The 24794-nt window shown below is 49.2% G+C and carries 18 protein-coding genes; 7 read left to right on the forward strand and 11 right to left on the reverse strand.

Going from position 1 to position 24794, the window contains the following annotated elements:
• The first annotated feature begins 18 nt into the window (after positions 1-18).
• Together ACYVEA_RS17095 and ACYVEA_RS17100 are read left to right on the forward strand one after the other, a co-directional pair.
• On the forward strand, positions 19-2052 hold the full coding sequence (locus ACYVEA_RS17095; RefSeq protein WP_461114645.1) for a transglutaminase domain-containing protein: 2034 nt from the start codon (positions 19-21) through the stop codon (positions 2050-2052).
• Positions 2053-2059: 7 nt separating this feature from the next.
• Positions 2060-3967, forward strand: coding sequence for a DUF3857 domain-containing protein (locus ACYVEA_RS17100; protein WP_461114646.1), 1908 nt, complete (start codon positions 2060-2062; stop codon positions 3965-3967).
• 54 nt (positions 3968-4021) lie between these two features.
• Here the strand turns inward: ACYVEA_RS17100 and ACYVEA_RS17105 are convergent, their stop codons facing one another.
• The gene (locus ACYVEA_RS17105; RefSeq protein WP_461114647.1) at positions 4022-6433 is read right to left on the reverse strand and encodes a putative Ig domain-containing protein; all 2412 of its coding nucleotides are present in this window, start codon (positions 6431-6433) and stop codon (positions 4022-4024) included.
• A 374-nt stretch (positions 6434-6807) separates the two neighbouring features.
• Here ACYVEA_RS17105 and ACYVEA_RS17110 point away from each other — a divergent pair, with 374 nt between their 5' ends.
• Complete coding sequence (locus ACYVEA_RS17110; protein ID WP_461114648.1) at positions 6808-7425, forward strand: hypothetical protein; 618 nt, start codon at positions 6808-6810, stop codon at positions 7423-7425.
• Between the two features lie 170 nt (positions 7426-7595).
• Complete coding sequence (locus ACYVEA_RS17115) at positions 7596-8624, forward strand: DUF6807 domain-containing protein (RefSeq protein ID WP_461114649.1); 1029 nt, start codon at positions 7596-7598, stop codon at positions 8622-8624.
• A 113-nt stretch (positions 8625-8737) separates the two neighbouring features.
• Here ACYVEA_RS17115 and ACYVEA_RS17120 read toward each other — a convergent pair whose 3' ends face one another.
• Positions 8738-9133, reverse strand: a complete 396-nt coding sequence (locus tag ACYVEA_RS17120) for a hypothetical protein (RefSeq protein ID WP_461114650.1) — start codon at positions 9131-9133, stop codon at positions 8738-8740.
• A gap of 268 nt (positions 9134-9401) precedes the next feature.
• Between ACYVEA_RS17120 and ACYVEA_RS17125 the strand changes: the two genes are divergently transcribed.
• Positions 9402-10094 (forward strand): type 1 glutamine amidotransferase domain-containing protein, encoded by a 693-nt coding sequence (locus tag ACYVEA_RS17125; RefSeq protein ID WP_461114651.1) that lies wholly within the window; start codon positions 9402-9404, stop codon positions 10092-10094.
• Positions 10095-10152: 58 nt separating this feature from the next.
• On the opposite strand, the gene rfbC is transcribed toward ACYVEA_RS17125, so the two are convergent.
• A complete protein-coding gene (gene rfbC, locus ACYVEA_RS17130; RefSeq protein WP_461114652.1) occupies positions 10153-10698 on the reverse strand; it encodes a dTDP-4-dehydrorhamnose 3,5-epimerase in 546 nt (181 codons plus the stop codon).
• A 112-nt stretch (positions 10699-10810) separates the two neighbouring features.
• Here rfbC and pyrF point away from each other — a divergent pair, with 112 nt between their 5' ends.
• On the forward strand, positions 10811-11635 hold the full coding sequence (gene pyrF, locus ACYVEA_RS17135; protein WP_461114653.1) for an orotidine-5'-phosphate decarboxylase: 825 nt from the start codon (positions 10811-10813) through the stop codon (positions 11633-11635).
• 96 nt (positions 11636-11731) lie between these two features.
• The gene (locus ACYVEA_RS17140; protein ID WP_461114654.1) at positions 11732-13024 is read left to right on the forward strand and encodes a DUF2851 family protein; all 1293 of its coding nucleotides are present in this window, start codon (positions 11732-11734) and stop codon (positions 13022-13024) included.
• A 60-nt stretch (positions 13025-13084) separates the two neighbouring features.
• On the opposite strand, the gene ACYVEA_RS17145 is transcribed toward ACYVEA_RS17140, so the two are convergent.
• The 8 genes from ACYVEA_RS17145 to ACYVEA_RS17180 form a co-directional block, all read right to left on the reverse strand.
• Positions 13085-14410 carry a Gfo/Idh/MocA family protein gene (locus tag ACYVEA_RS17145; protein WP_461114655.1) on the reverse strand — a complete coding sequence of 442 codons (1326 nt, stop codon included), beginning with the start codon at positions 14408-14410 and terminating at the stop codon, positions 13085-13087.
• 140 nt (positions 14411-14550) lie between these two features.
• Positions 14551-15291: a 3-keto-disaccharide hydrolase gene (locus ACYVEA_RS17150; protein ID WP_461114656.1), complete on the reverse strand. Its 741-nt coding sequence runs from the start codon at positions 15289-15291 to the stop codon at positions 14551-14553.
• A gap of 46 nt (positions 15292-15337) precedes the next feature.
• Positions 15338-16264 (reverse strand): sugar phosphate isomerase/epimerase family protein, encoded by a 927-nt coding sequence (locus tag ACYVEA_RS17155; protein WP_461114657.1) that lies wholly within the window; start codon positions 16262-16264, stop codon positions 15338-15340.
• A 280-nt stretch (positions 16265-16544) separates the two neighbouring features.
• Entirely contained in the window at positions 16545-17777 is a 1233-nt protein-coding gene (locus tag ACYVEA_RS17160) for a Pycsar system effector family protein (protein WP_461114658.1), read from the reverse strand.
• An 82-nt stretch (positions 17778-17859) separates the two neighbouring features.
• Positions 17860-21549, reverse strand: a complete 3690-nt coding sequence (locus ACYVEA_RS17165) for a BamA/TamA family outer membrane protein (RefSeq protein ID WP_461114659.1) — start codon at positions 21547-21549, stop codon at positions 17860-17862.
• Complete coding sequence (locus ACYVEA_RS17170; RefSeq protein WP_461114660.1) at positions 21546-23894, reverse strand: GAF domain-containing protein; 2349 nt, start codon at positions 23892-23894, stop codon at positions 21546-21548. Before ACYVEA_RS17170 ends, ACYVEA_RS17165 begins: the two co-directional genes overlap by 4 nt.
• 259 nt (positions 23895-24153) lie before the next feature.
• The gene (locus ACYVEA_RS17175) at positions 24154-24369 is read right to left on the reverse strand and encodes a hypothetical protein (protein ID WP_461114661.1); all 216 of its coding nucleotides are present in this window, start codon (positions 24367-24369) and stop codon (positions 24154-24156) included.
• A 70-nt stretch (positions 24370-24439) separates the two neighbouring features.
• Complete coding sequence (locus ACYVEA_RS17180) at positions 24440-24700, reverse strand: acyl carrier protein (RefSeq protein WP_461114662.1); 261 nt, start codon at positions 24698-24700, stop codon at positions 24440-24442.
• Positions 24701-24794: the final 94 nt, after the last annotated feature.

The raw sequence follows: 24794 nt of genomic DNA on the forward strand, positions 1-24794 counted from the left end.
GATTCATACCCACCATCCATGTTCCCTTTCTCGTTTGTCCGGCACCTGCTGCCGTTGACTATGTATGCGTTGCTATGCACAGGCATAGCCTTGGCGCAAAAAGCCGCTGATCCAGCACCTGCCATCAAATTTGGTAAAATAACACCCAGCCAATTTACAAATTCTGTTGCGGATTCGACCGCCGAAGCCATCGTCCTGTATGACTTTGGTGAGGTAACGTTTGATAATAATGCGGGCGAACTATGGATGAATAGCAATTACCATGTTCGAATACAAATTCGTAAGAAATCTGCCTACGACCGGGCGACTATTCAGCTCTCTACCCGTCGGGGTAAATCGGGCCAGCATGAGATGGTTTCCGACTTTGATGGCTATACATATAACTTAGTCGGTGGGAACGTATCGATTGATCCATTGACCAAAGCAGGCCACTTTACCGAAAAAGCCTCGGATCAGGTGTGGCTAGAGAAATATACGCTGCCTAATGTTCGGGAAGGCTCAATTATTGATTATCAATATACCATTCGAACCCCTTTTACGGTTGGTTATAACCCCCGTACGTGGCGATTCCAGCAGGAAGTGCCTGTCAACTGGAGTGAATTCCGTATTACTATCCCTGATTACTTTTATTATAAAATTATGCAGACTGGCTATTTAACAATGGCCGTCAATGAACATAAATCGACTGTCGGGCCTGATCTATTTCCGGGTCATCATGGTGTATCGGCATCAGCGTATCGGTTTGCGATGAAAGATGTTCCGGCTTTCCGCGATGAGGCTTATATAACAACGGCCGATGACTACGTATCGAAGATTGAATTTGAACTGGCTAGCTATCAGGTGCCTGGAGTAACAGGTATGTTGAGAAAGGATATAGCCGTTGGGTGGGATGCCATGGATAGAACCCTCCTTGATGACGCCAATTTCGGTGGGCAGATCAAGCGGGCGGGTTTCCTGCGGGAAACGGCCAAATCATTACTCGGACAGTATCCTGATACGCTGAGTCGGGTGAAGGCAGCTTATGATTTCGTGCGCCAGACGATTAAGTGGAATGAGGGAGCCGCGCTCTGGTCGAATAGCATCAAAAAAGTATTTGAAGACAAAAAAGGCGATGCGGCCGATATTAACCTGCTGCTGATTGCGCTGTTACGTGAAATGGATATTGAGGCCAACCCGGTTATCCTCAGCACCCGATCGCATGGGCACGTTAATGAAGTATATGCCTTGCTGAAGAAATTCAACTACGTTATTGCTCAGGTTTCGGTGGGCGGAAAAGACATGCTGCTGGATGCGACTGATCCCTGCCTGATACCTGGGATGCTTCCCCTTCATTGCCTGAATGGAACAGGTCGGCTGGTACACCCAACAAAGCCCCGGTTTATATCGCTGACTCCAACAGACCGTGACGCAGAAGTACATACGGGTAAATTCACGCTTACCGACGATGGTGAGGTGACGGGTACGCTGGTTCATTCGCACGGAGGCTATAGTGCCTGGAACACCCGTAAACAATTTGCACTGGACGGAAAGAAGAAATTCCTGGAGAGCGTTCAGAAAAAACGCCCGGCCTGGCAGATTGAAAAGGCTGACTTTTCGGGAGCGGATCTGAAAAGTAGCGCATTTAATGAAGATTATACGATTACCATTCCCGAAGCCTGTGGTAGAGCAGGCGATCGACTTTACCTCCGCCCCATGCTGACGGAAGCACACGGAAGTAATCCGTTTAAGGAGGCCGAACGACTCTTTCCCGTGGATTTTGGCGTTTCGACCGATGAAACATTTATGGCGACCTATACGCTGCCTAAAGGATTTCAGGTGGAAGAACTGCCAAAAACAGTGTCTATGGTATTGCCCGAAGAGGGCGGGCGGTTCTTGTATCAGGTATCCGTCAATAACGAGAATCAGCTTCAGGTGGTTAGCCGGATTTTACTACGTCGCCCTATGTATTTTGCCGGTGAGTATGGGCCTTTGCGGGAATTGTTCAGCCGGATTGTAGCTAAACATGCCGAGCAGGTTGTCTTGAAACGTGGGACCGTAGCCGAGAAGAAATAAATCCCTCATGAAAAAACTTCTTTTACTGATTTCCCTGATTAGTCAGACGGCCTGGGCTCAGGTCGACTATCAGGCTGGAATGCTTTCGCCTGAGTTGAAAGAAAACGCGCACGCTGTCGTTCGTCGGCACGAAACAGTCTTCACCGTTGAGTCGGCAGGGGAGGGGCATTTACGCATACGTAGTGTAGTGACGGTGTTGGATGAACAGGGCGACGATCACGCCAAGAAGCAGGTCTGGTACGATAAACTATCTAAGGTAATCAACTTTGAAGGGGCTTTGTATGATGGTAATGGTAAGCTCATCAAGAAGCTGAAAAAGGCTGATATTGAGGATTACAGCAGTTATTCGGATTATAATCTCTTCGACGATAATCGGTTTAAATCGGCTACGTTTCCGAAGCAGCCTACCTACCCATACTCGGTTGAATTTATTGTTGAGACGACTGAGCGTAATCTGATGGCTTACCCAACCTGGATACCCCAGGATGAGCAGCACCTATCGATTGAGCAGGCTATGTTTACGGTGAATATGCCAGCGGGCCTTGCGTTGCGCCACAAGGGGATGAACATTCCGACGCCTGTTGCCGAAGAAGCCACTGCCAACGGAGGGAAAACTTATGTCTGGAAACTGGCGAATATTCCGGCGGTGGAATTTGAACCGCTGTCGCCCCCGGCACGAGAGCAGCTACCCATTGTTTACACCGCTCCGACGGAATTTGAAGTGCAGGACTACAAGGGAAAAATTACAAGCTGGAGTGATGTAGGGCGGTTCTATCACACCCTGAACGACGGTCGCGATCGCATTCCCGACGATCTTCGTCAACAGGTAATCGAGTTAACAAAAAACGAAACCACTACGTCCGGAAAGGTAAAAAAGCTCTATCGGTTCCTACAGGAGCAGACGCGTTATGTGAGCGTTCAGTTGGGGATTGGTGGCTGGCAAACCATTGAGGCCGAGAAGGTTGCCGTTAGTAAATATGGCGATTGTAAGGCGCTGACCAATTATACGAAAGCCCTGTTGAAAGTCGCTGGTGTGACGGCCCACCCGGCGTTGGTTCGGGCGGGTGACAACGAGCCGGATGCTCTGACTGACTTCCCGAGTTTTCAGTTTAACCACATTATTCTGTGCGTTCCCGATGGGCGTGATACGTTGTTTCTGGAATGTACTGATGGACATAATCCAGCCGGGTACGTCAGTGATTTCACGGGAAGCCGTCATGTTCTGCTTATCCTGCCGGAGGGGAGTCGATTGGTGAAAACGCCCGCCTATCGCCCGATTGACAACCTCCAGCAACGACGCATCACCATCAAAGTGACCGAGCAGGGTGATGCTACGGCCGATGTTCTGACACGCTATACGGGTATACAGCAGGACGTTTATGCCAGTGCACTCCATCGACTGAACCGCGATGATCAACGTAGCTGGCTGCTGAAACGCATCCGTATTCCAGCGTTTGAGTTAAATAAATTTGCTTACAAAGAACTGCCGGGAGCCATTCCGTCCGTTACCGAAAATCTGGACCTGACGGTGCGTCGGTGGGCGACAACTAGTGGCACACGATTATTTCTACCGCTCAATCTGATGTCAGCACTGTCGCAGGCAACACCGCTTACTCAACCGCGCAAAACCCCTGTTGATCTAGGCTCAAGTTATGATTATGAGGACAGTGATACCATTACGTATCAGCTCCCCAAGGGTTACTCCCCAGAGTATCAGATTGAGCCCATGACGATTGAGTCAAAGTTTGGTCGTTATTCCGCAACGTTTACTGTTGAAGGTGCGCAACTCACGTACATCCGGAAAGTAGCCATGCACCGGGGGCGGTTTCCAGCCACAGCCTATGCCGAATGGGTAGACTTTCGAAAAAAAGTGGCCAAAGCTGATCGGGCGCAGATGGTATTCGTGAAAAATTAGTAAAGCCGGATGGTCGTGCCACAATTCTCAGTGTGGCACGACCATCCGAACGTATCACGGGCGAATAATTCTGGCCGTTCCAGTTTGGGTTGGGGTGCTCACTTTAATTAAATAAACGCCCGGTGTCCGGTTGATTCGAACATCATGTTTCTGAATGTCGCCGGCCTGCTCGATACGATCTTTGCTAATCTGACGGCCCTGCATATCGGTCACCACAAACTGTAGCGGTTGTCCGGCGGCTCCGCTGATTTCTACCGCAGCCGTCTCTCCCACAACCGGGTTGCCCAGAACACGTACTGAAAGAGGAGCTGTTTCTTCTGCGGCAAGGCGTGCCCCACTGCAGGTGGCTCTCAGGTCCCAAATGTAACTAACCATTTTTCCATTTTGACGGGCCTGCAACGTTAGCGGTTTCGTATCATTGGCTGTGCGTAGTTCCTGATCGACAAATCGGGTGGGGTTTGTGGTCCAACTCGTAATGCCCGCTGCCTGATATTCGATTGGCGAGCCATCACCCCCGCTGGTATTGAACGTAATGGCCCCTGTCGAACAGTTGTAGGTGGGTGCCATGAGGGTAAAGGCACCAGGCAGGGGCGGTTGTGGTGCTGGCGGATTGGTGCAATACGCCTTCAAATCCCAGACGTATGTAACGACTACTCCATGCTGACGAGCCTGTAAGGTAATCGGTTGTACGTCGTTAGCGGTAATGAGATCATGATCGACCGACTGATATGGATTGATCGTCCAGTTGGTAATCCCTGCTGCCTGATACTCAATGAGCGAGCCGTCGCCCCCGCTGGTATTAAACGTAATGGCCCCCGTCGCGCAGTTGTAGGTGGGTGCCTGTAGCGCAAACGCACTGCCACTGGCTGGATTGATGCTGAGGGTATACGTAGTGCTGGTGGCCAACCCATTAATATCACGGGCCGACACCGTAATGGTAAAGATTCCGGACGTAGTGGGTGTACCGGCAATAATTCCCCCACCGCCCCCATTGAACGTAAGATTGGCTGGTAGACCGCTGACGCTGTAAAAAAGCGGTAGTCCTTCAGGATCAGTAAACGATGGAATCGCCTGAAAAAATGGCTGCCCGACAGTGCCTGTCGCGTTGGCGATGACGGGCGCAATGGGTGCCTGATTCGGTCGTAAATAGTACAGTTCCGGCGATGATAGGCCAGTAGGTTGGGCTGTAAAATACAACTGGCCATTGGCGTCGACCAAGGTTTTTACTTTTCCCAGTATCTCCGTTGCATCAGGGCTAAAGAGCGACACTTTCCAGGTACCCGCATCGGTGCCATCACTTCGCCAGAGTTCCAAATCTGTATTGCTATTGGATGTGCGAGCCGAAAAATAAAGCAGGTTGCCCGATACAATCAGTTGGGTTACCAGGCCTGAATTAAGTTTTTTAACTAACATCGTCCCGGCCTCAGTACCATCGCTCATCCAGAGTTCATTCATACTGGATACGAAATAGAGTTTGTCGTTAAATACCGTGAGTCGTTCGGCAGACGGTACGTTCTTTACCTGCTTCGATCCTGCCTGTGTACCGTCGGTTGCCCAGAGACCCGTAAATTGAAAATACATCTTGCCGTTGTAGTAGCGGTAGCTATTGATGAGGGACACCCCAGGTCCGGGAGTTAGATCGAGCGAATAAGTACCTTCTGGTGTTCCGTCGCTAATCCACGGTTCGTCGCCAGTTTTACTCTGGTCGTAACCCCTGAACATTAGCTTATCGCCAAATTGAGTAAGCTGCCCGATGAAGTTAAAGAAACGGCTACCAAAGCCTCCATCCGGAACTTCGCCACCTTTTACAAAATGGGTACCTGCTACCGTTCCATCAGTTACCCACAGGTCATTAGTGATGCTTGTTGCATAAAAAAGCCTGTTGTTTGTCGACCTGATCGAGAAAGGACCTTTTCCTACATCTAGCCCTCCAAGTGCGTCGGTTAGGGGTTTTGTGCCGGTAGTGGTTCCATCGCTTATCCAAAGTTTATTATCACCGAAAGGGGAAATTTTATCAACAAAAAATAGCTTGTTGTTAACAACGGTTAAAAAAGAAGGATTACCAAAGTCTGTAGGAATGCTTTTGACAAGGGTCGTTCCTGCCGAAGTTCCGTCAGTAACCCATAAACCACCTCCTGTAGCATCGGTAGCACCGAAGTAAAGTTTATCATTGTAGATTGCATAGCTACTAACCTCAGACCCTTTGCCAGGTAACGTATTGATATTCTTGAGTAAACTGGTTCCGCCAGACGTTCCATCGGTCGAATAGACTTCTAATCCATCTGTCGCAGAGTTCGCCGAAAAATAAAGCCGGCCTTTATACGCTACAAAACCAGATGGATCACTTCCGGTGGTTGGCGTATTGGTAATTTTGATTGGTAATTGCGCCAATAAATAGGTTGGCACGATTAAGTTGAGGAGAAATCCAATGGTAAACAGATGGATTCGTAAAGCTATTTTTTTCATACGTAAAAGGTGAATTTAGAAAGGACGTTTCGTGTGATAAGTAAAGAATTGACGCTGTATTTCCCAGTATCTTTTGAGTGAACGGTGTTTTATGTGCCAGCTTCTGCGTACTGGTTAGTCGCCATCTAGTAGTAGGCAGAAAACAGACATTTTCGTTTTTGTTCAGTCGAACTAACTTCCTCAAAGCTTTATAGTTGCTAAGCGTATGTATTGAACCAGGAATGACCGTTGGTAATGCTCAGCGTCTATACATCAAGTCAGTGGCAAATTTCCGGGTTCATGACGAACACTTAAGAAACTTAGCTTTCATACGAGTTAAACCAAACCCTTTGCCCACTGTCGAACGTTTACATAAGAACGATTTACAATAAACCATGAAAAAAGGCCTTATTTTAGTTTTGGTGGCGCTGCCACTGTTGTTTAATCAATGCGCTGTTAACAATCAGCTTTCGCAGGCAAAAGCCCTGGGAGAGTGCCGCTATACGATTGCATCTGCCGATAGTATTTATCTGGCGGGAATCGATGTTCGGCAGATGCGCAAGATAGAGGACATTAATCCAGCTCGTTACCCCCGGCTGGCAGCGGGTTTACTGACGCGGAACGTACCACTCGACGCCCGGCTCAACATTAATATTACGAATCCAACCAATAAACTGGCGGGTATCAATCAACTGGAGTATCGGATTCTGCTGGCCGGCCAGGAGTTATTCAACGGTTTCCTGAACCAACGTATCGAAGTGCAACCCGGTGGCGGTACAACCCTCGTTCCGGTCCGGCTGAATACGAACGCGTATCAATTGTTTACTGATCCTAAAACGCGCGATGCCTTTACACAATTGGTGCAGAATCTGTCGGGTTCAGCAGGAACACAGCCATCCAAACTGACCATAAAAATTAAACCAACGCTGGATCTGTTAGGTAAACAGGTTAATTATCCTGGCTATATCACGATAGATCAGGACGTAACGAACAAAATATTGTTGGGTAATTAACGCCAAATCATAGCGGTTTGTAAGACACATGCGGGTTGGCAAGGCCTGAATGTAGGGTAATAGGCGTTGACTAAACAGTAGCATTTGAACTGCCCTGGCTTTTTTAGGTCGGGGCAGTTTGTTTTGTCCCCTGAAAACGCGACTTTCAAATTTGAATAACTAATCATCCAATGCGCCATTTCTTCATTGCTTTTCTAGTTGCGGCCTCTATGCTGTCGGTTCAGGCCCAAACCAACCGTATTCAGCTAACGCACGACGAAGCCAAAAAACACGTAACTGTAACAGTGGACGGGAAACCCTTCACGTCGTACATCTATCCAGGCCCGACAGTTCTGAAAAAGCCCGTGCTGTATCCGATCCTCTCAGCGGGTGGCAATTTCATTACCCGAGGCTGGCCACTTGATCCGCGCCCCGGCGAACGTATCGATCATCCACACCACGTGGGCATGTGGTTCAATTACGGTGACGTGAATGGTCATGATTTCTGGAACAACTCAACCGAGATCGGACCAGAGCACAAAGGGCCGTTTGGAACGATCGTCCACACAGGCGTTAAGTCGATGAAAAGCGGGAACGGCGAGGCCGAACTGGTCGTGACGGCCGACTGGCTGGATAAAGACAGCAAAGTCATGCTTCAGGAAACAACGACATACGTGTTTCACGCGAGTGCTGACAGCCGCACAATTGACCGCAATACGACGCTGAAAGCAGCGGGTAAAGATGTTCTGTTTAAAGACAACAAAGAAGGGATGATCGCTTTACGCGTAGCTCGTCAACTGGAGCAACCCTCAACCAAACCGGAGGTATTTACGGATGCGCAGGGCGTAGCCACCAAAGTGCCAGCGATGAATAACGAAGGTGTAACGGGGCACTATAAGAGCAGCGAAGGCGTAGAGGGCGATGCCGTTTGGGGAACTCGTGCATCCTGGGTAAAACTAACGGGAACACTAGGAAATGAAGCCGTGTCGCTCGTACTGATGGATAATCCAAAGAACGTTGGCTATCCAACGTACTGGCATGCCCGTGGATATGGACTATTTGCGGCCAATCCGCTGGGGCAATCTATTTTAAGCGAAGGGAAGGCACCGGCTCTAAATTATACACTGCCAGCGGGGAAAGATGTTACCTTCCGCTACCGCCTGTTGATTCAGTCGGGCAACGTAACGGATGCTGCGCTGGTTAAATCGACAAAGTGGTAATTTGATTGTGAAGAGTCAAAAAAGCCGATTCTCGTAGTTGTTTTTTCTGCGAGAATCGGCTTTTTCATGCCCAAAACGTTTGCCGTTTACACCAATGACAGGCCGCGATTCAACTAATTTAGATGTACTAACGCTGAACGGTAAACGCGCCCGTCGAGTGATTCCAGCCATACACGTAATGTATTATTTTCATCGGTAGCCCGGCCAAGCTCCGTGTCTATCTGACGAAGTAAAAAAAGCAGTTGATGCACATGTCGCCATTGTTCGGCCAGCCGATCGGCCGATTGTTTTGTATGAAATTTCTGACGTGCGTCCTTCGTTAACTGCCGTACACTCATCTTGAGATGATAGCGCAATATGATCAGCCGACTAGCCATGGGCAGATCGGTTGGATTACGTTCCATGTGCGAAATACTCTTGGCCAGCACATTGTTACGTTGCTGAAGTTGGTCGGATACAATCATCCAGGCGTGTTCGGCCTGTAGCGATTCATAGTTGACAGTTTTCATGGCTATAAGTACGGTAAGGTTTGCAAACAAATATAATTACAAATGATTTAATTGGCAATCACTTTTTATGGCAAATAATAATTGGCTTAATAGCTTATGCTCCGGTGATTAGATAAGTAACGTACTGGTTAGGTTTAATGCAACCGTATAGTATATATCCAAGAAAATCACTGACCCTGGATGCCGCCCTGTAGAAGAACCTTTGAGCCAACGTTTGAAGTTTGGCGTTAAACATCGAACTTCAAACGCCGAACGTTCCCTCTTGCTCATGGACCCTACCTACCGCGCCCTCATAGTCTGTACAAACCATACCGATTATCAAACGAAATCACATAAAACAGGCTTGTGGCTAAACGAGGCTACGCACTTTTATGATGAATTAGCGGGTCGAAAATTGCCTTACGATATTGCCAGCCCTGCTGGTGGGCTGGTTCCCATCGATGAAAAGAGCATTGATCGGCGGGATACTATCAACGAAAAATGGTATCATGACATGACGTTTCGGGATAAGTTGGAAAACTCTCTTCGCCTGGATGATGTGAATCCAGCAAAATACCAGATCATTTTCTTTGCCGGGGGACACGGTACCCTGTGGGACTTTCCAGCGAATCCGGCAATACAGCGGATCACGCGCCAAATCTACGAAAGCGGTGGTATGGTGGCGGCCGTTGGGCACGGCGTCAGTGGATTACTCAATGTTATGTTATCGGACGGCTCGCTTTTAATCCAGAACCGCCAGATAACGGGCTTCTCAAATATGGAAGAAAAGCTCGTTCGGCTGGATGATGAAGTGCCGTTCATGCTCGAAGATGCGTTGCGGCAAAAAAACGCACTATACAGTAAGGGGTTGATTCCGTTTTTGCCCTTCATCGAGGTTGACGAGCGCCTGATTACGGGCCAGAATCCCCTTTCTGCCCGAAAAGTTGGCCGTAAAGTGATGGAAGAAATGTACGAGAAGTAATGATGAATGGTGAATATTTTTTATGTAAAATCATTCATCATTCATCATTCATCATTTTTTATACTACTGCCTGCGGAAAAACTTCTCGCAACAGTTTCAATTCCTGGTCTTTATCTGAAATAATAGGATCGCTGACCCCCCAGTTGATATTTAGATCGGGGTCGTTCCAGCGAATGCCCGATTCTGCCGCTTTATTGTAGATGTTGGTACATTTATAGCTAAATATGCTGTCTTCCAGGGCTACGAAACCATGAGCGAATCCTTCTGGAATATAGGCCATATTGGAAAGACGGGCATCCAGCAAAAACGTTTCGTATTGTCCGAAGGTGGGCGAGTCGGGCCGTAAATCGACGGCTACGTCCAGCACCTGGCCAGTAATAACGCGCACCAGTTTTCCCTGTGCAAACGGCTCATTCTGCATGTGTAACCCGCGCAGCACGCCTTTTACCGAAAAAGACTGATTGTCCTGCACGAACTCCATGGGCAGGCCTAATGACGCAAAAAGCGGCTTGTTGTAGGACTCGAAAAAAAAACCTCGTTCGTCTTCAAACACACGTGGAATCAGTTCAACCAGGCCTTCGATGGCTGTTTGGCGGACTTGCATAAATAAGGTCGTTACGTATAGATAGTTGGTCTTATTGGCAAATTTATGAAACTGCCGCCGTAAGTCGTACTTTTGGGACGAATCATTTTACGTGGTGATTCCTTACATCAGCATGACTTATTCGGAATTAAGTGAACAGATTTTTCAGAAACAGTCTTATTTATGCGTTGGGCTGGATACTGATCCGCGCAAACTTCCCCGCCACCTCCAAACTGAGTCTGATCCGGTCTTTGCCTTTAACAAAGCGATCATAGACGCTACGCATGACCTCGCTGTGGCCTATAAACCCAATATCGCTTTCTATGAAGCGCAGGGTCCACGCGGTTGGGAAAGTCTACAAAAAACGCTCGATTACATTCCTAAAGACTGTTTCACGATTGCTGATGCCAAACGGGGCGATATTGGTAATACGTCCGATTTGTATGCCCGTACGTTTTTTGATCCGACCGCGGCTGGATTGGCGTTCGACTCCGTTACAGTTGCTCCTTACATGGGCCGCGATTCTGTTACGCCATTTCTGGCTTATAAAGGCAAATGGGTCATCCTGCTAGCGCTGACTTCAAACATTGGCAGTGCTGATTTTCAGCGTCAACTGGTTGGCGATCAAGAATTATTTGAGACGGTTATTGAAACGGCCCAAGCTTGGGCTGGCCCTGATCAACTCATGTTTGTGGTTGGTGCAACCCGCGTTGAGGAATTTAGCCGGATTCGGGAGATGGCGCCCGACAATTTTCTACTCGTACCGGGTGTGGGTGCGCAGGGTGGAAATCTGGAAGAAGTATCGCGTCTGGGATTAACGGAAAAAGGTGGACTTCTGGTGAATGCGTCAAGAAGTATTCTGTATGCATCTGACGGACTGGATTTTGCCGAAAAGGCGCGGGCAGAAGCGGAAGCTTTGCAAACAGAAATGGCCCGGCAGTTAGCGCATATCCGGTAAACCTATTTTTAGGCAAAATGCGACCAAACAGGTGTTTCTGCGTCTGAATCAGTAAGCTATATCGCCTGCTGTTCATCGCTAACTGTTCACCAACCTGTGCCCGAAGTCTTTCTGTATTTTGTTTGGCAGTATCAGTATTTTACAACAACGAAGCTCATCACTACCGACGGTGACGTAGTGCAGGTGCTACGCCCCGGTTTTCGAAATCATGATGCTGGGCCTGATTTTACGAATGCCCGGCTACTGATCAACGACGTAGAGTGGGTTGGTACGGTCGAGATGCACACTCGGACATCTGACTGGCTGGCGCATCGTCATCAGCATGACCGAGCTTATGAAAACGTCATTCTTCATGTTGTATGGCAAGACGACCGCGTGATAAGTGGGCGGCAAGTTAACCGGGCGAATGGGACGCCGTTACCCACGCTTGAACTAAGTCCGCTTGTTTCTCCCGTTTTGCTGGAGCGCTATACTAATCTGAGTGATTCGCCAGCGAGTATTCCCTGCGCTGATCAATTTCGATCAGTGTCGCCGTTGCGCGTAACGTCGATGTTGGACAAGGCCATGCTCCAGCGCCTGGAGCGGAAAGCCGCAGGTGTCCGGGCACTTTTTGAACAGACAAATGGCGACTGGGAGGAAACGGCATACCGGCTATTGGCCATAAACATGGGATTCAAAATCAATGCCGATCCGATGGCGCAACTTAGTCGGGCTGTGCCGTTGAAAGCAATCCTGAAACATCGTGACGTACTGTTGCAGGCTGAAGCCATGCTATTTGGCGCAGCTGGTTTGTTAACTGTCGAAGAGCCGGACGACTACGTAGCAACTCTCCAGCGTGAGTACCGATTTTTGTCTGCGAAATATCAACTTGCCGATAAACAGGTAGAAGCACATGCCTGGAAGTGGGGGCGGCTACGTCCGGCTAATTTTCCGACTTTACGACTGGCTCAACTAGCGCGCTTACTAACGCGACATGCTAGCTTGTTTTCGCTTTTCGTGGGTGCAAATAATGCTGAAACGTTACTAAAATCGCTACAGATAACCCCGTCAGATTACTGGCAGTCGCATTATCGATTTGGGAAAATTACCGAAAAAACGGTACCCACCCTTGGACCTGATTCGGCATCAACGATTCTGATCAATACGGTTGTGCCGCTCCTGGCTGCTTATGCCCATCATCGGGGAGAACCGGCTTATATTGATCGAGCCATTAACTTACTGGAGCAGTTGCCAGCCGAAAAAAACCGCCTGACCGAAGGGTGGGATACCCTTGGATTAGGTATCCGCACAGCCTTCGATTCGCAGGCGGCTATCGAATTACATAATGAATTTTGCGCTGTCAAAAAATGCCTAAGCTGTCAGATCGGCGCAGCACTTATAAAAAAATGATGAATGATGAGTTATTTTTTGCAAAATCATTCATCATTCATCATTCATCATTCATCATTCTTAACTTACTACTACGTCCTGTTTGGTCGCATCCCAGGTTACGCGCTTACCCGTATGCAAAGACATGGTAGCCATGATGTTAGCCACTGAGTGGTTGAAGCCAACCCGAGCCGGTGCGTTTGGCTCCTTACGGCTACGAACACATTCCATCCAGTTTTGCATGTGCAAAGAAGTCATTGGATCGCCACCCGTATTCGCTGAAGTGGCCATTTTGGCGGCTTCTCCAAGCGACATGGTAGGCAGCAAGTTCGCCTTCATATTCATTTCTTTGGCGTATTTTTCTTCCAAGCCACCCTCAGGCGAAATCTTGTTTGTATCGAGGTTGATCATACCACCGTTGGAGTAGTAATATTCTTTTACTCCGCCCGCTTCGTTATTCATGCGTGACGAATACAAGACCTGGAAACCTTTGGTTTTATCGTTGTCCGGACCGTAATCGAATACCGCCGTGAACGTGTCGGCGTTCGTACGCCCATCTTTCCAGACGTAAATACCACCGTTAGCCACTACGGAGCGTGGATGGTCTAAGCCGCTGAACCAGTGAACTGTGTCGATCTGGTGCGACATCCACTGGCCCGGAATACCCGACGAATACGGGTAGAATAACCGGAACTCAAGGTATTTACGCGGATCCCAGGCTGTTTTAGGGCGGTTCAGTTGGTAACGATCCCAGTCGGTGTCTTCTTTCTTGATTTCAGCCACCAGTTTAGGTCGGCGCCAACGACCGGGCTGGTTGACGTTCCAGGTCATTTCAACCATCGTAATATCGCCAAATTTGCCTGACCGGATGAACTCATTTGCCTGATGATAATTCGGCGCACTCCGTCGCTGCGAACCAACCTGCACAATTTTCTTTGAGGCTTCGACTGCTTTAAGCGCTTTGCGGGCGTCTTCAAGCGACTCAGCAAAGGGCTTTTCGCAATATACATCGCGTCCCGATTCAACGGCGGCTGCGCAATGAAGGGCGTGCTGGAAATCGGCTGTGCTGATGATAACGGCATCAACATCTTTACGATCGAGGAGTTCGTCGTTATTGCGGGCTTTGAAGAACGTACTGTCGTTCAGCCCTTTTCCTTTCAGGAACTGTTCGGCCTCTTCCCGACGGCGGCTCCAGATGTCCGATACGCCTACGAAAGCGAAATTCTGATTTTTGGCGTGTTCAGCAAAGGCGGGTGCCAGCGATTGGCGGAAGCGGTCCGAGAAACCGATGATGCCTACCCGAACACGGTCGTTCGAGCCGAGGATGCGGGCATAACTGCTTGCCGAAAAACTCATCCCGAGTCCGGCCAAGGCAGATTTCTTTATAAACTCACGACGATTTTCCATAGAATATGCTAAGGTGTTGAAAATATGTGATCCAGTACGTATGTCTTTAGTAGACAGCAGTGCTACGATTCTAAACGGTGGCACGGTTATCTATCAAAGACATTTGGTTCAAAAGTCTAACGTCTGATTGTCAGTATCTTTTAGAGAGTTTTGATTTTTATGTTCCGGTAAGATACCAGATTGCCGTGATCCTGAAGCAGAATGTGTCCTTTAGTAGCTTCGCCAAAACGACCGTTTGCGTTGTATTCCGGTGCTTTGTATTTGCTCATGGCCACCAATTCGCGGAATTTCTCACTGCCGCGTTCGTACTCGACTACTTTTTTGCCATTCAGCCAATGCTCAACGTGCCTGCCTTTCGAAAGGACCCGGCCCGTATTCCATTCACCAATGGGATGAGCCTGTTTGCTGGTAGCTGGAATGAGGTCATACAGTGAGCCAACGGTGCGGTTGCCGTTACGTCCCAGTTTGGCATCGGGGTGTTTGTCGTCGTCCAATACTTGAAACTCCAGTCCGAACGCCGATCCCTTAGGTTTTGGCGAGTGCTCAACCACAAAGTATTTAACGCCACTGTTGGCCCCTTCGGTCAGTTTGAAATCAAACATCAGATCGAAATCGCTGTACTCGCCATCCGTCACGATGTCGCCGAAACTTTGCGACTCTGACCCGTCGGACTGCTGAATGGTTAGCAACCCATTCGCTACGTTCCACCCTTTCTCGGGGAACTTGTCTTTATAGGCCCCGCGCCAGCCATTGGTCGTCTTGCCATCAAATAGCAATTTCCAGCCGTCGCTTTTTTCTTTGGCCGTGAGCGTGTTAGGTGTCTGTGGATTTTCAAAAGCCAGCAAACCGAGCAATAAACCTGAAAGAATTAATTGTTTCATAAGGAAAAATGAAGGACTAAAAGAGCAATTTCGCTCTTTTAGTCCTTCACAAATTAAGCTTGAGCGTTTTTGTGATGTAATCCTTGTTAATCTGCGCACACTGGGCGGGTGATTTGTCTGGTTCCGGAACCCCATCCAGTTCAACGATTCCCCAGCCGCTAAAATTAATATCGTCGAGCGCTTTTATAACCGCCGGAACATTAACATTTCCCCGGCCCAATTCAACAAACTTGTAGGCTTTGGGATCGTCGGGTTTATCGGGCCGGGGCGACATCGTGTCTTTCAGGTGCAGCGCATAAATAAGGTCTTTGTACTGCTTCACGGCCTTTTCGGGCTGGCCACCTCCTTGCTTGTAATGAGCAATGTCGAGTTCCAGCTTCATGTATTTAGGATTCATAGCCTGCACAATCACATCGACTTCTTCGGGTGTTTCGCCAAGTTGGCTCATGTGGTTGTGGTAGGTGGCCTGAACCCCTAAGTCGGCGGTTTGTTTCCCAATCTCATTCATAACGGTTGCCAGTCGCTTCAATTCGTCGGTCGTCGGGAGCCGATCTTTAGGGCGGGCTGAGTTGGTCAATTGAATGGCTGATCCGCCGAGCGCTTTTACAAAACTGGCGTGCGCTACGTGCATGTCAATGGTACTCTGCTCTTTGGCCGGGTCAATCTCAACGTTGCCGCTCGAAAACATAGCCAACGTTAGTTTATGCTGATCGAGCAACGCTTTTAATTCCGAAGGTTTGGCGCGGTATGGCCCGAACGTGTTGGCCCTGATTTGAATACCCCGATAGCCAAGAGCTGCCAGGTCGGCAATGGCCTGCGCATCATTGCCGCCCCAGGTGATGGATGAGTAGGCGATTTTAAGATTTAACTTTTTCGGTAGCCCGGCCAATAGTTGATTAACTCCGGCCGTAAGTGCCAGCGTTGACAATCCGGCTGTTGTTAGAAACTGCCTTCTGTTTACAGCCTCTTGCATAATTGAGTGAGGTAAAATAATCGGTACGATCCGATGAATTCGGTTACTGATGATGAATCGGGTATAGTTCGGAAACCTCACCTAAAAGTGTATCGGTGCTCAATTCTACTTATTGATTCCTTTTTGAGTATGAAACCACCGTTGTGAACGTAACGATAAATAAGTAATAGTCAGTTGAACCTGAAAGCTGGTTTCAGGTAACGTTGCTCTTGCTAAGGCTCAACTTGATTCGTCTAAACAGAATTGACGTGCTGAAATGGCACGACGCCGTCGACGAAAATTACTTCCCGAAAAATAGAAAGACGATCAGGAAGCCCATAATGGACGTAACAAAGCCGAACATAAAGACGCTGTAGGCAATACGTAGTAGCTTGTATTTTTTCGCCAGCACCCGTCCCAGGTAATAAATGTCGCGGGTCATGGTGGCGTAGAGATAACTGCTGTCCCGCATCAATTCGCTGATGCCCCATTGATATTCGTCCATGCTCATGCTGTGGAAGTTGCCGAAGAACAGCAAGTTTCCCTTCTTCTGCTCAATGTCTTCGTGCGTAAATGTGCCCTGCGTTACGTTGGGCCGTGTGGCCAGTATCGCAAAAACGATGGTCAACAGCGCCGTGGTCAAAAACATGGCGGTCGGCACCATCAGACTCGGGTTTTCTTCAATCCGGCGCGGCAAAATCGACACAATCACCGACACCATAATCGAGTTAACCGAAATCATGATGTTGGCCTTGCTATCGGCAATCTCGCTCAGCCGAAGGTGATTTGTCGAGGTAGTCCGAAACATGGTCTCAATACCCCGTTCTGTCTTGTTATCTTTATTCTTTTTCTTATCCTCGACCGGCGGAGTTCCCGCCGTAATGGGTTGCTCAGTGGGCGTCGGTTCGGCAACGGGTTCGGGCTTGCCTTCTTCCCCTTTTTCGGCTTGCTTTTCCTTCTGGCGACGTAAATTCTCTGCCTGACTTTGGCCTAATAGTGCCTGGGCGTAATCGGTGAAGTAGCGATGTGTTTCCAGTAAGGCAATGTTTTCCTGCCGCCAGTCGCTGCCCGAAATGTCGGTGCCGGTCAACTTCTCCTGCTCTTTTCGCAGAAGTTTTTGTTTGGTCTTGTAATCATCACTGCCTAGATGAAATAGATCGGCATCACAAAGAATCTGCTCCAATAAATTCTTGGGTGATTGCGGCATTTTCGTTGCCCGAATACAATGCTTCACCGATTTTATAAAAGGCGATTCCTGCTTTTCTTTCTTTAAATAATCGGCTGCCAGATCGGCGCTACGTTCCTCATGCTCTTCGGGCGGACCTGTCAGGTGGCCCAAATCGTGAAACCAGGCGGCCGCCATTACCGCCAGGAAATCGGTTTCAGCCAACTGGTAGTGTTTCGCCATTTGCTCCGTTGCCTGAACCACTTCCTGGGTATGTGTCAGGTTATGGTACAGCAGATCCGGTTTAGGATGTTGATCGAAAAACTTGACAACGTGGGTTTCAATGTGCGATAAGAGCGAATGGCTCATGGTAACTGGCGTAAAGGTTGAAAGAGAGTAGTGAATCGCTCCGAATTTACGAGGTAACGATGGATTTTTGCTGTTGACTAGATCAAAATCGGAAACCCAGCGATATGTACGGCAAGGCACCTTCGTCCGAAAAACCAACTGATGCCGTTACGGTGAGCAATTCGGCAGGTGTAACGAAAAACCCTCCGCCATAGCCATCATGCCAGCGTTTGGAATTTTCGCCGTCGAGCCAGACGCGTCCAAGATCGTTGAATGCCAGCAACCCAACGCTCCCCGGAAACAGAAACGACCGGAAGCTGAATAATTTCAACCGCGCTTCGATGTTGTGATAAACTATGTGATTTCCCGCAAACCGATACGTTCGGAAGCCGCGCAGGTTTGTTTGACCACCCAGGTAGAGCAACTGAAAAAAGGCTGGATTACCGTACGTTAGACCACCGCCAATTCGGTTTACCAGCACAAACCGGGCCGACTGGCTGAAACTGGTGTAAATGGTCATATCCGACCGAAGTTGGATCAGGTTATTGGGCCGCTCATCGAATCCCTGAAGCCCCAGCAACGTAGTGGTCCAGAACAATCCTCTGGACGGTTGTACCGGATGATTGCGACCATCGATAGTCAGACCGGCCTGTAATCCGCCGTAGCTCTCCCGGCGCAAAAAGCGTTCCGGTGTGGGTAGCTCGTTTAGATAGGTTTCAATAAATCGCCCGACATTATCGGTCGGATCCAGGCTGAAATGCTGAAAAATGGGTCCTGCCGACACCTCCATGTGTTCGCCTACCTTGCGTTTCAGTAACGCGGCCACATTGATGAGATTATACCGGGTTCGATAGTAGCGAATGCCCCGGCTTTTTTCGTAATCCGTTTCGTTGCCCGGCCCGAAGAAGTTTGTTACGTTATCGGGGGCTCGTGCGAAGGCATTGATCCACAAGTCATTCTTACCAATCAGGTGGGTAAAAATCCCATCGTACCGAAATGACATGGCCTCGGTAGCCAGTGCCCGCGTGACCATCAGGCGATTCATAGAGGCATAGGGGGACTTGCGAAATCCCTGCTTTATCAACTGAGCACCAACACCTAACAATATACCATCGTCCAGATTGAAGCCTGCTGTTGCCAGCGGAACCAGTCTGTCGTATTTGAATGCGTGCGGATCAAATTCATTGACGGCCTTGTCGGTCGATAGCCGAAACGTTGCCAGATTCCGGGCAGGAAACGTATTGGCTTCGGTGCTCAGATCATAGATAATAGGCTTGCCGGGATCGCCTGTTACAGCGAAGATATCATTGCCCTTGCCACCAATAAGCCGAACTTTAATATGGGCCGACTCAGAGCCACTGACCTCAAATCGGTCATTGCCCTTCTGACCATACAGCCGGATTTCGTCCGTGACTTCTGCATCGAACACGCGGTTGTATAAACGTTGCGCCACCGAGCCATCTTTGGCAATCTTAAAGACCGAAACCGCGATCTGGTCATCATTCCGGTGCTCAATCTTGAACAATTCGGTTTTGTCTGAGCCGGGAATGTCCACCGATTTGGCTAGAAAACGATAATATTCCAGCCCTTTCTCCAGCAACCAACCCCGCCTGACCTTAAGCGTTTCCAGAATTCGATTTCCCGATTCATTTCGGATCGTATCGGGCAATTGGTTGATAGCCTGTTTTAGTACGTCGTCCGTTAGCGAATCGCGCAGGCTGGTGATAACGGCCATCCAGTCTTTCGCATCCAGCCCCTGCAGAAACAGCCGGTCAACGTAGCGGGCGTTGAACATCAAGCCATTTACGTTGGAAAGTTTATCCGTAAATCCCTGAAATTTAGGTTGTAGCCAGGGCAAAGACGCAATGCCGGGCAAGATTCCCCCCGCCCTGAAAAATACCTGATCTCGGTCGCGTGGAATTGGGAAATACTCTTTGCCAGCTTTGGTTTTACGGCTTCCCCAGCGCCATTGGTCTTCGTGGCGGTCCCAGTCGCCCATGAATAAATCGAGCATTCGGGCACGTAGTACGGCTTTTTGATCAACGCTGTTATCGTTGTCATCTTCGAGGGCGTCTATCAGTTTTAGGGTGCTAATCGACTTGCCATCACCCGGACTACGCTCTTCGAACAGAAAAACGCCTTTTCCGAAATCAGCCTGATAAATGCCTAACGCCGGATCGTCGGGGAGGTAAACGATTTTGGGATTGGCATGAGGCACTCCGGCGGCCTTCGCCAGCGTAGGGACAACCAGCGGGGCGTAGGGGTAGCCAGCCGAAATTTCATCCTGTAACACATCTTTAGCAATCGTTTCCTTCAACGCATCAGGCAACGCATTGGCCGGATCTTTCTGAATACTACGCAGTACCCACTCTTTGCCCTGGCTGTCTTCGATGCGGAGCGATTTAGTTTGCATGCCCCCGCCCCGTTGCAGAATTTTAAAGCCCCCATTGGTGCGAGTCAGATCGAAAACCGGCAATTTAACGGGCGTGGCCCACTCCCGGCGATAATTATTTCCCAGCATCAACCGCTGAAACGAGCCCGCCCGCTCGTAATCGGGTGCAATGGCGACGGTAATGCTGTCAGGCCAGGTAGTGCGCGTTGGTCGATTGCTTGACTGATTGGCAGTAGGCGGAATCGTGAACAGCGTGGCCGAGTGGGCTTCGGTAGCGTTGGCGGCTTCATCGACGGTGTAGAACGTGGCATTTACTTTGCCATTCGTCAATTCGTCGAGCACTACGTATCCCCATTCACCACTCACAAATTTGGCCAGTTTGCCATTCTTCACCCGCTCCCGGTTGATACCCGACCCACTAACAATGTAGTTACGAGAACCATCGACAATGTGTTGAATGGCATGGTCGTGGCCCGACACAAACACGACGTTCGGAGCCGGGGCCATGGCTCGCTCCATCACCTGAACCATATGGCGGTACGTTGGATTGGGCAAATCCTGAATATTGCCAAACACGCCCCGCACGAGCGGATACAGCGACCCGATAACGGGCAGTGGAATATACAGCCCGGACGAAAATTCGGTCAGGGGAAAAATATGTTGCTTGATCGTATAATAGCCACCATGAATGCCGTAGCTGCGAAACGGATGGTGTGTGGCCAGAATAATGCCTTTGCCTTTGTTTCGAAAAACAATATCCGACAGCCGGGCGATCACCTCCTCTTCGTTTTTGCAGGCGCAATCTGAATCGGGGCCGGGTTTGGCGTATTGATGTAGCCACCACTGTGTATCAATGATAATCAGTACGAGCTTGTCGTTCAGGTGAATCTCTTCGGGGCCGGGGCAGCCATCGGCCGGTAATAGCTTGATATTGGGCGCCTTGAGACTATCGAGCCACTGCCCCTGGCGTTTGATACGTTCCCATCCGTCAGGGTGGCTCTTGGCCCAGTCGTGATTTCCCGGAATAAATAATACCTGCGATTCTTTTCCCTGGCCTGCACTCGTTAGGCCAGACTTAGCTAATCCAGGCCGGGCCTGATACCGTAGTACCGCCGTCAACGAGTCATAATCTTTGCTGCCTTCTTCCGATAAGCCATGCGGATACACATTGTCGCCTAGATACAGAAGCGTCGTCCGCTTATTGTTGAAATCATACCGGGCACTAACAGCATCGACCACCGGATTTTTTCCATTTCGCAATCGTCCGGCATCACCAATCAGCACAATGCGATGCCGAACGGAATCTGCCGGAACCGACTGCGGGAAGGCCGTTGTCAGTGTGCAAAAAGTACTCAGCAAAACAGCAACCCAACGGCCTGTTTTCGGTAAAATTTTCCTCATTTTTCAGGCTCGGTCTGGTCGTCGGTGTAGTTGATATGGACACGTAACGCTCTTAAATTGGCAATTCCCTGCATGGGCTCCAGGTCCATATATTCGATTCCCGGCTTCAATTGGCCATTTTGTTGCAAACTAGTAATAAACGGCAAATAGTCAGCCGCTTCGGCTGTATGGCTATAGACTAAGGCGATGGTATCGGGTTGCGTCAATCGTTCCTGCGTTCCCAGAATATAGGCTTTGTCGATCCGCTTCTTGAGCACTTCGTAACGAATGCTATATGATCCCTCCACGTCGAATCGACGCTCGTCCTGCCGGAAACTGATATCAACCGTATTGGTGTGAGCCAGAATCAACTGAGTTGTTTGCAGGGGCAACGGCAGATGAGGGAGCAGGCGATGGGTGAGCTGAGCCATTTCGATCATCGACGTCAACTGCCACCGAAACAGGTCCCGACCCACATCCAGCGAGAACGGTTTATCGGGCGCAATCGACTGACCAACGTAGATCGTGTATTCCGTGCCATCGGTCCGGTATCGTTCAAAATAGTGCGGATAAATGGTTTGCAGCCGTTTTTCTTCCTGATTGATGTACTCGTTCACCGTTGAGTTTAGCCAGTCCATGCTCCGTTCATACTGCCTGAGCGCCTGATTAAACAGCCCGGTTGTCTCATTCGTTTGTGATAGATACTTAGTAAGAACGCCTTCCAGGGCGGGCTGATGTGGCAGTAACAAACGGAAATAGGGATTGACTTCCTGGGATAGAAAACGCGCGTATTCCAGCTCATCTTCCGGATTCAGCCCGGCAATGAGTCGATGTTGACACTGGAAGCTCTGGGTTCTGAGTTCGTCTGATCTGGCCCAGTCGGCCGGAAAATCAGGATGGGCAAAAATCGCTTCAATGGCCGCCAGTTGGTTAGCCATATCCTGCTGAACGGCTTTGTGACGCTCTGCCGATGAGTTACGAATATCAACGGCCCCATACAATGGAAATACCTGTGGGAAACGTACCGGAATCGGCCGACTTTCGACGTTTTTGTTCTGGCCCAACCGTAATTCTTCCCAGGCCGCTTCATAAAATTTCCATTCGACCGAGGGTTGTAGAGATGTAAAGCGTTTCTTTATAAGCTGTTCGATTTGGTCGTTAAAATGATTCAGTTGGTAACGTAGCAATTCCTGAACGAGGGGCAGGATACGTTCGATTTTTGTTAGTACACTCTCGTCAAATGCACCCGATTGTGAGCTTCCCATTTCCAGAATTCCCAGCACTTCGGTGGCCGTTGTAATCGGGTACATCAGAAAGCTACCAATGCCTCTTTCCTGAAGTGAGTGCCGCTCTGCTTCCGGAAAACCGTCCAGCGTAGGAAACAGGTAAGGCATTGGATGCTGTGAGATTTTTTGTACTATTTTCTGCGCTACCTGGTCATTATACACGTTCAGGTTGATGCCCATATGACGCAAAAAAATGCTCCGGGCACTAGTGTCAGGCGTGTACACAAAATGGCCATTCACCTGAGGTAGCGGGATGATACTCAGTTGAAGATCAGGCTGGTTGTATAAATTCCGCAGGGCCGACTCAAACCGCTGATAGATAATTGGTTCACTATTCGACTGGAGATGGGCAAACGTGTCCTGCAACTGCTGAATGGTTTCAGTTTCTGTTACGTCCTCCAGTTGAAAAAAGCAGAATCCATCAAATGTAAACTGGTCCAGCGGCAGCAGGTCAATGGTGTCGGGAAGGGGCGCCAATCCACTGGCGAAATCGACCCAGGCCGGTTGCAAAGGAGGCAAGGTGCCTTTTATGCAAGGCTCAACAAACGAAATGTTGATGTCGATCCGGAAATACTTCGTCTGCCCTTTTTTATGTTTCTGGAACTGGAAAGACGGCTTCGACTTCACTATTTCGACGCCATAGCATTTTTCCAGAATGAGTTGATAAATAAAGCGTTTTCGTGACTCCATCCCGATTTGGCTCGGAATGTCGGCCATGAATTCTGGAAATTCCGTCTGTAAATCCCTGAATGCCGATGAGTACTGAAATACCGTCATCGGAATGGGTAAGCCAAACGCGTAGGGAATGTCGCGGCTGGTTTGGGTAAGCGGCAGGACGGCCACGGTGGCTAATTGAAAAAGTTCAGCCAGTCGAGTCTCATCAATCGGCTGGTCCGATTCTTCGGTCAGCGCAATCGCTTCGGTGAATTGAGCAATTAAGAAATTGTATAACTCATTTAACCCGTGAGCCGCGTCAAATGCCTGCTGCTGGGCTTTCAGGTAGGCGACAAAGGGTCGAAACGACAGCCGAAACTGGAGCGGTAACTCGTCCGGTTTCGGAAGTTTGTAAAGTGTTTCCATATCGGTGTATTCGTGATGGCACTGTAAGGTAAGTTTTACTCGTAGGATTATCCCCCAGACGTTTGGCTATCTGACTATTATAGGAGCGAATCGGCAATCTGCTACGTATCTGTAGGCGAACGAGCCACCGGTGTACATAAAACAGATTCTTACGATAATTCGAAGAAAGTCCTTCTTTTTTTAACAACAGCTACGCATTCGTAGTTCGTGGAACGAGTGCTGAAAATGGGCATCTGGCAGGTAATAGCCGTGCTGATGCTCAGCAGATCCAGAGTGTACCGGCCGGGTGAAGGTGCCCGGCTAAATGAGGATGGTAAGGCTCTCGTTCGAGGGTAACCTCATGACGCGAGTCGTGTGGGCAGCCGTTGATATATTCGTGCTCTTTGGGTAAAAACACGTCAAGCCGGGTGCCGTTGGTATTGCTACGTTCGGGCACTCTCCGGCTGGCGTTATCAGTCTGATTGTTCTGGCTCATATGAGCCAATTGTAGGGTACTCAGCTGAACAAGGGTTATAAAAACGGTTGCCCAGTACTAAAAGAATGCGTTAAGCAGACGGGTCGCTGTCGAAAATCGTTTCATTCGCGATGTAGTCTTTCACTTGTCCAACGGTTTGAAGCTTTCCCCAGTCTTCATCGGGAATGCGAATGCCAAAACTTGCTTCAACCTGTATCAGCAAATCCGTTACGTCCAATGAGTCAAGTCCCAGGTCGCGAGCAAAATTTGCCTGATCGGTGAGGGCTGTGAGGCTGATACCGATATTGGTAAGAATGTCCTGTAAGCGATTATTTATTTGTGAGGCTGTCATGGTTTCAAGAGTTTGTGGTTTGTTGGATTTGGATTATACACAGGATTGAGTTTTCATTCTCGCCGGGTAAAACCCGGCGAGAATGAAAACTCAA

The organism is Spirosoma jeollabukense, from assembly GCF_054777855.1.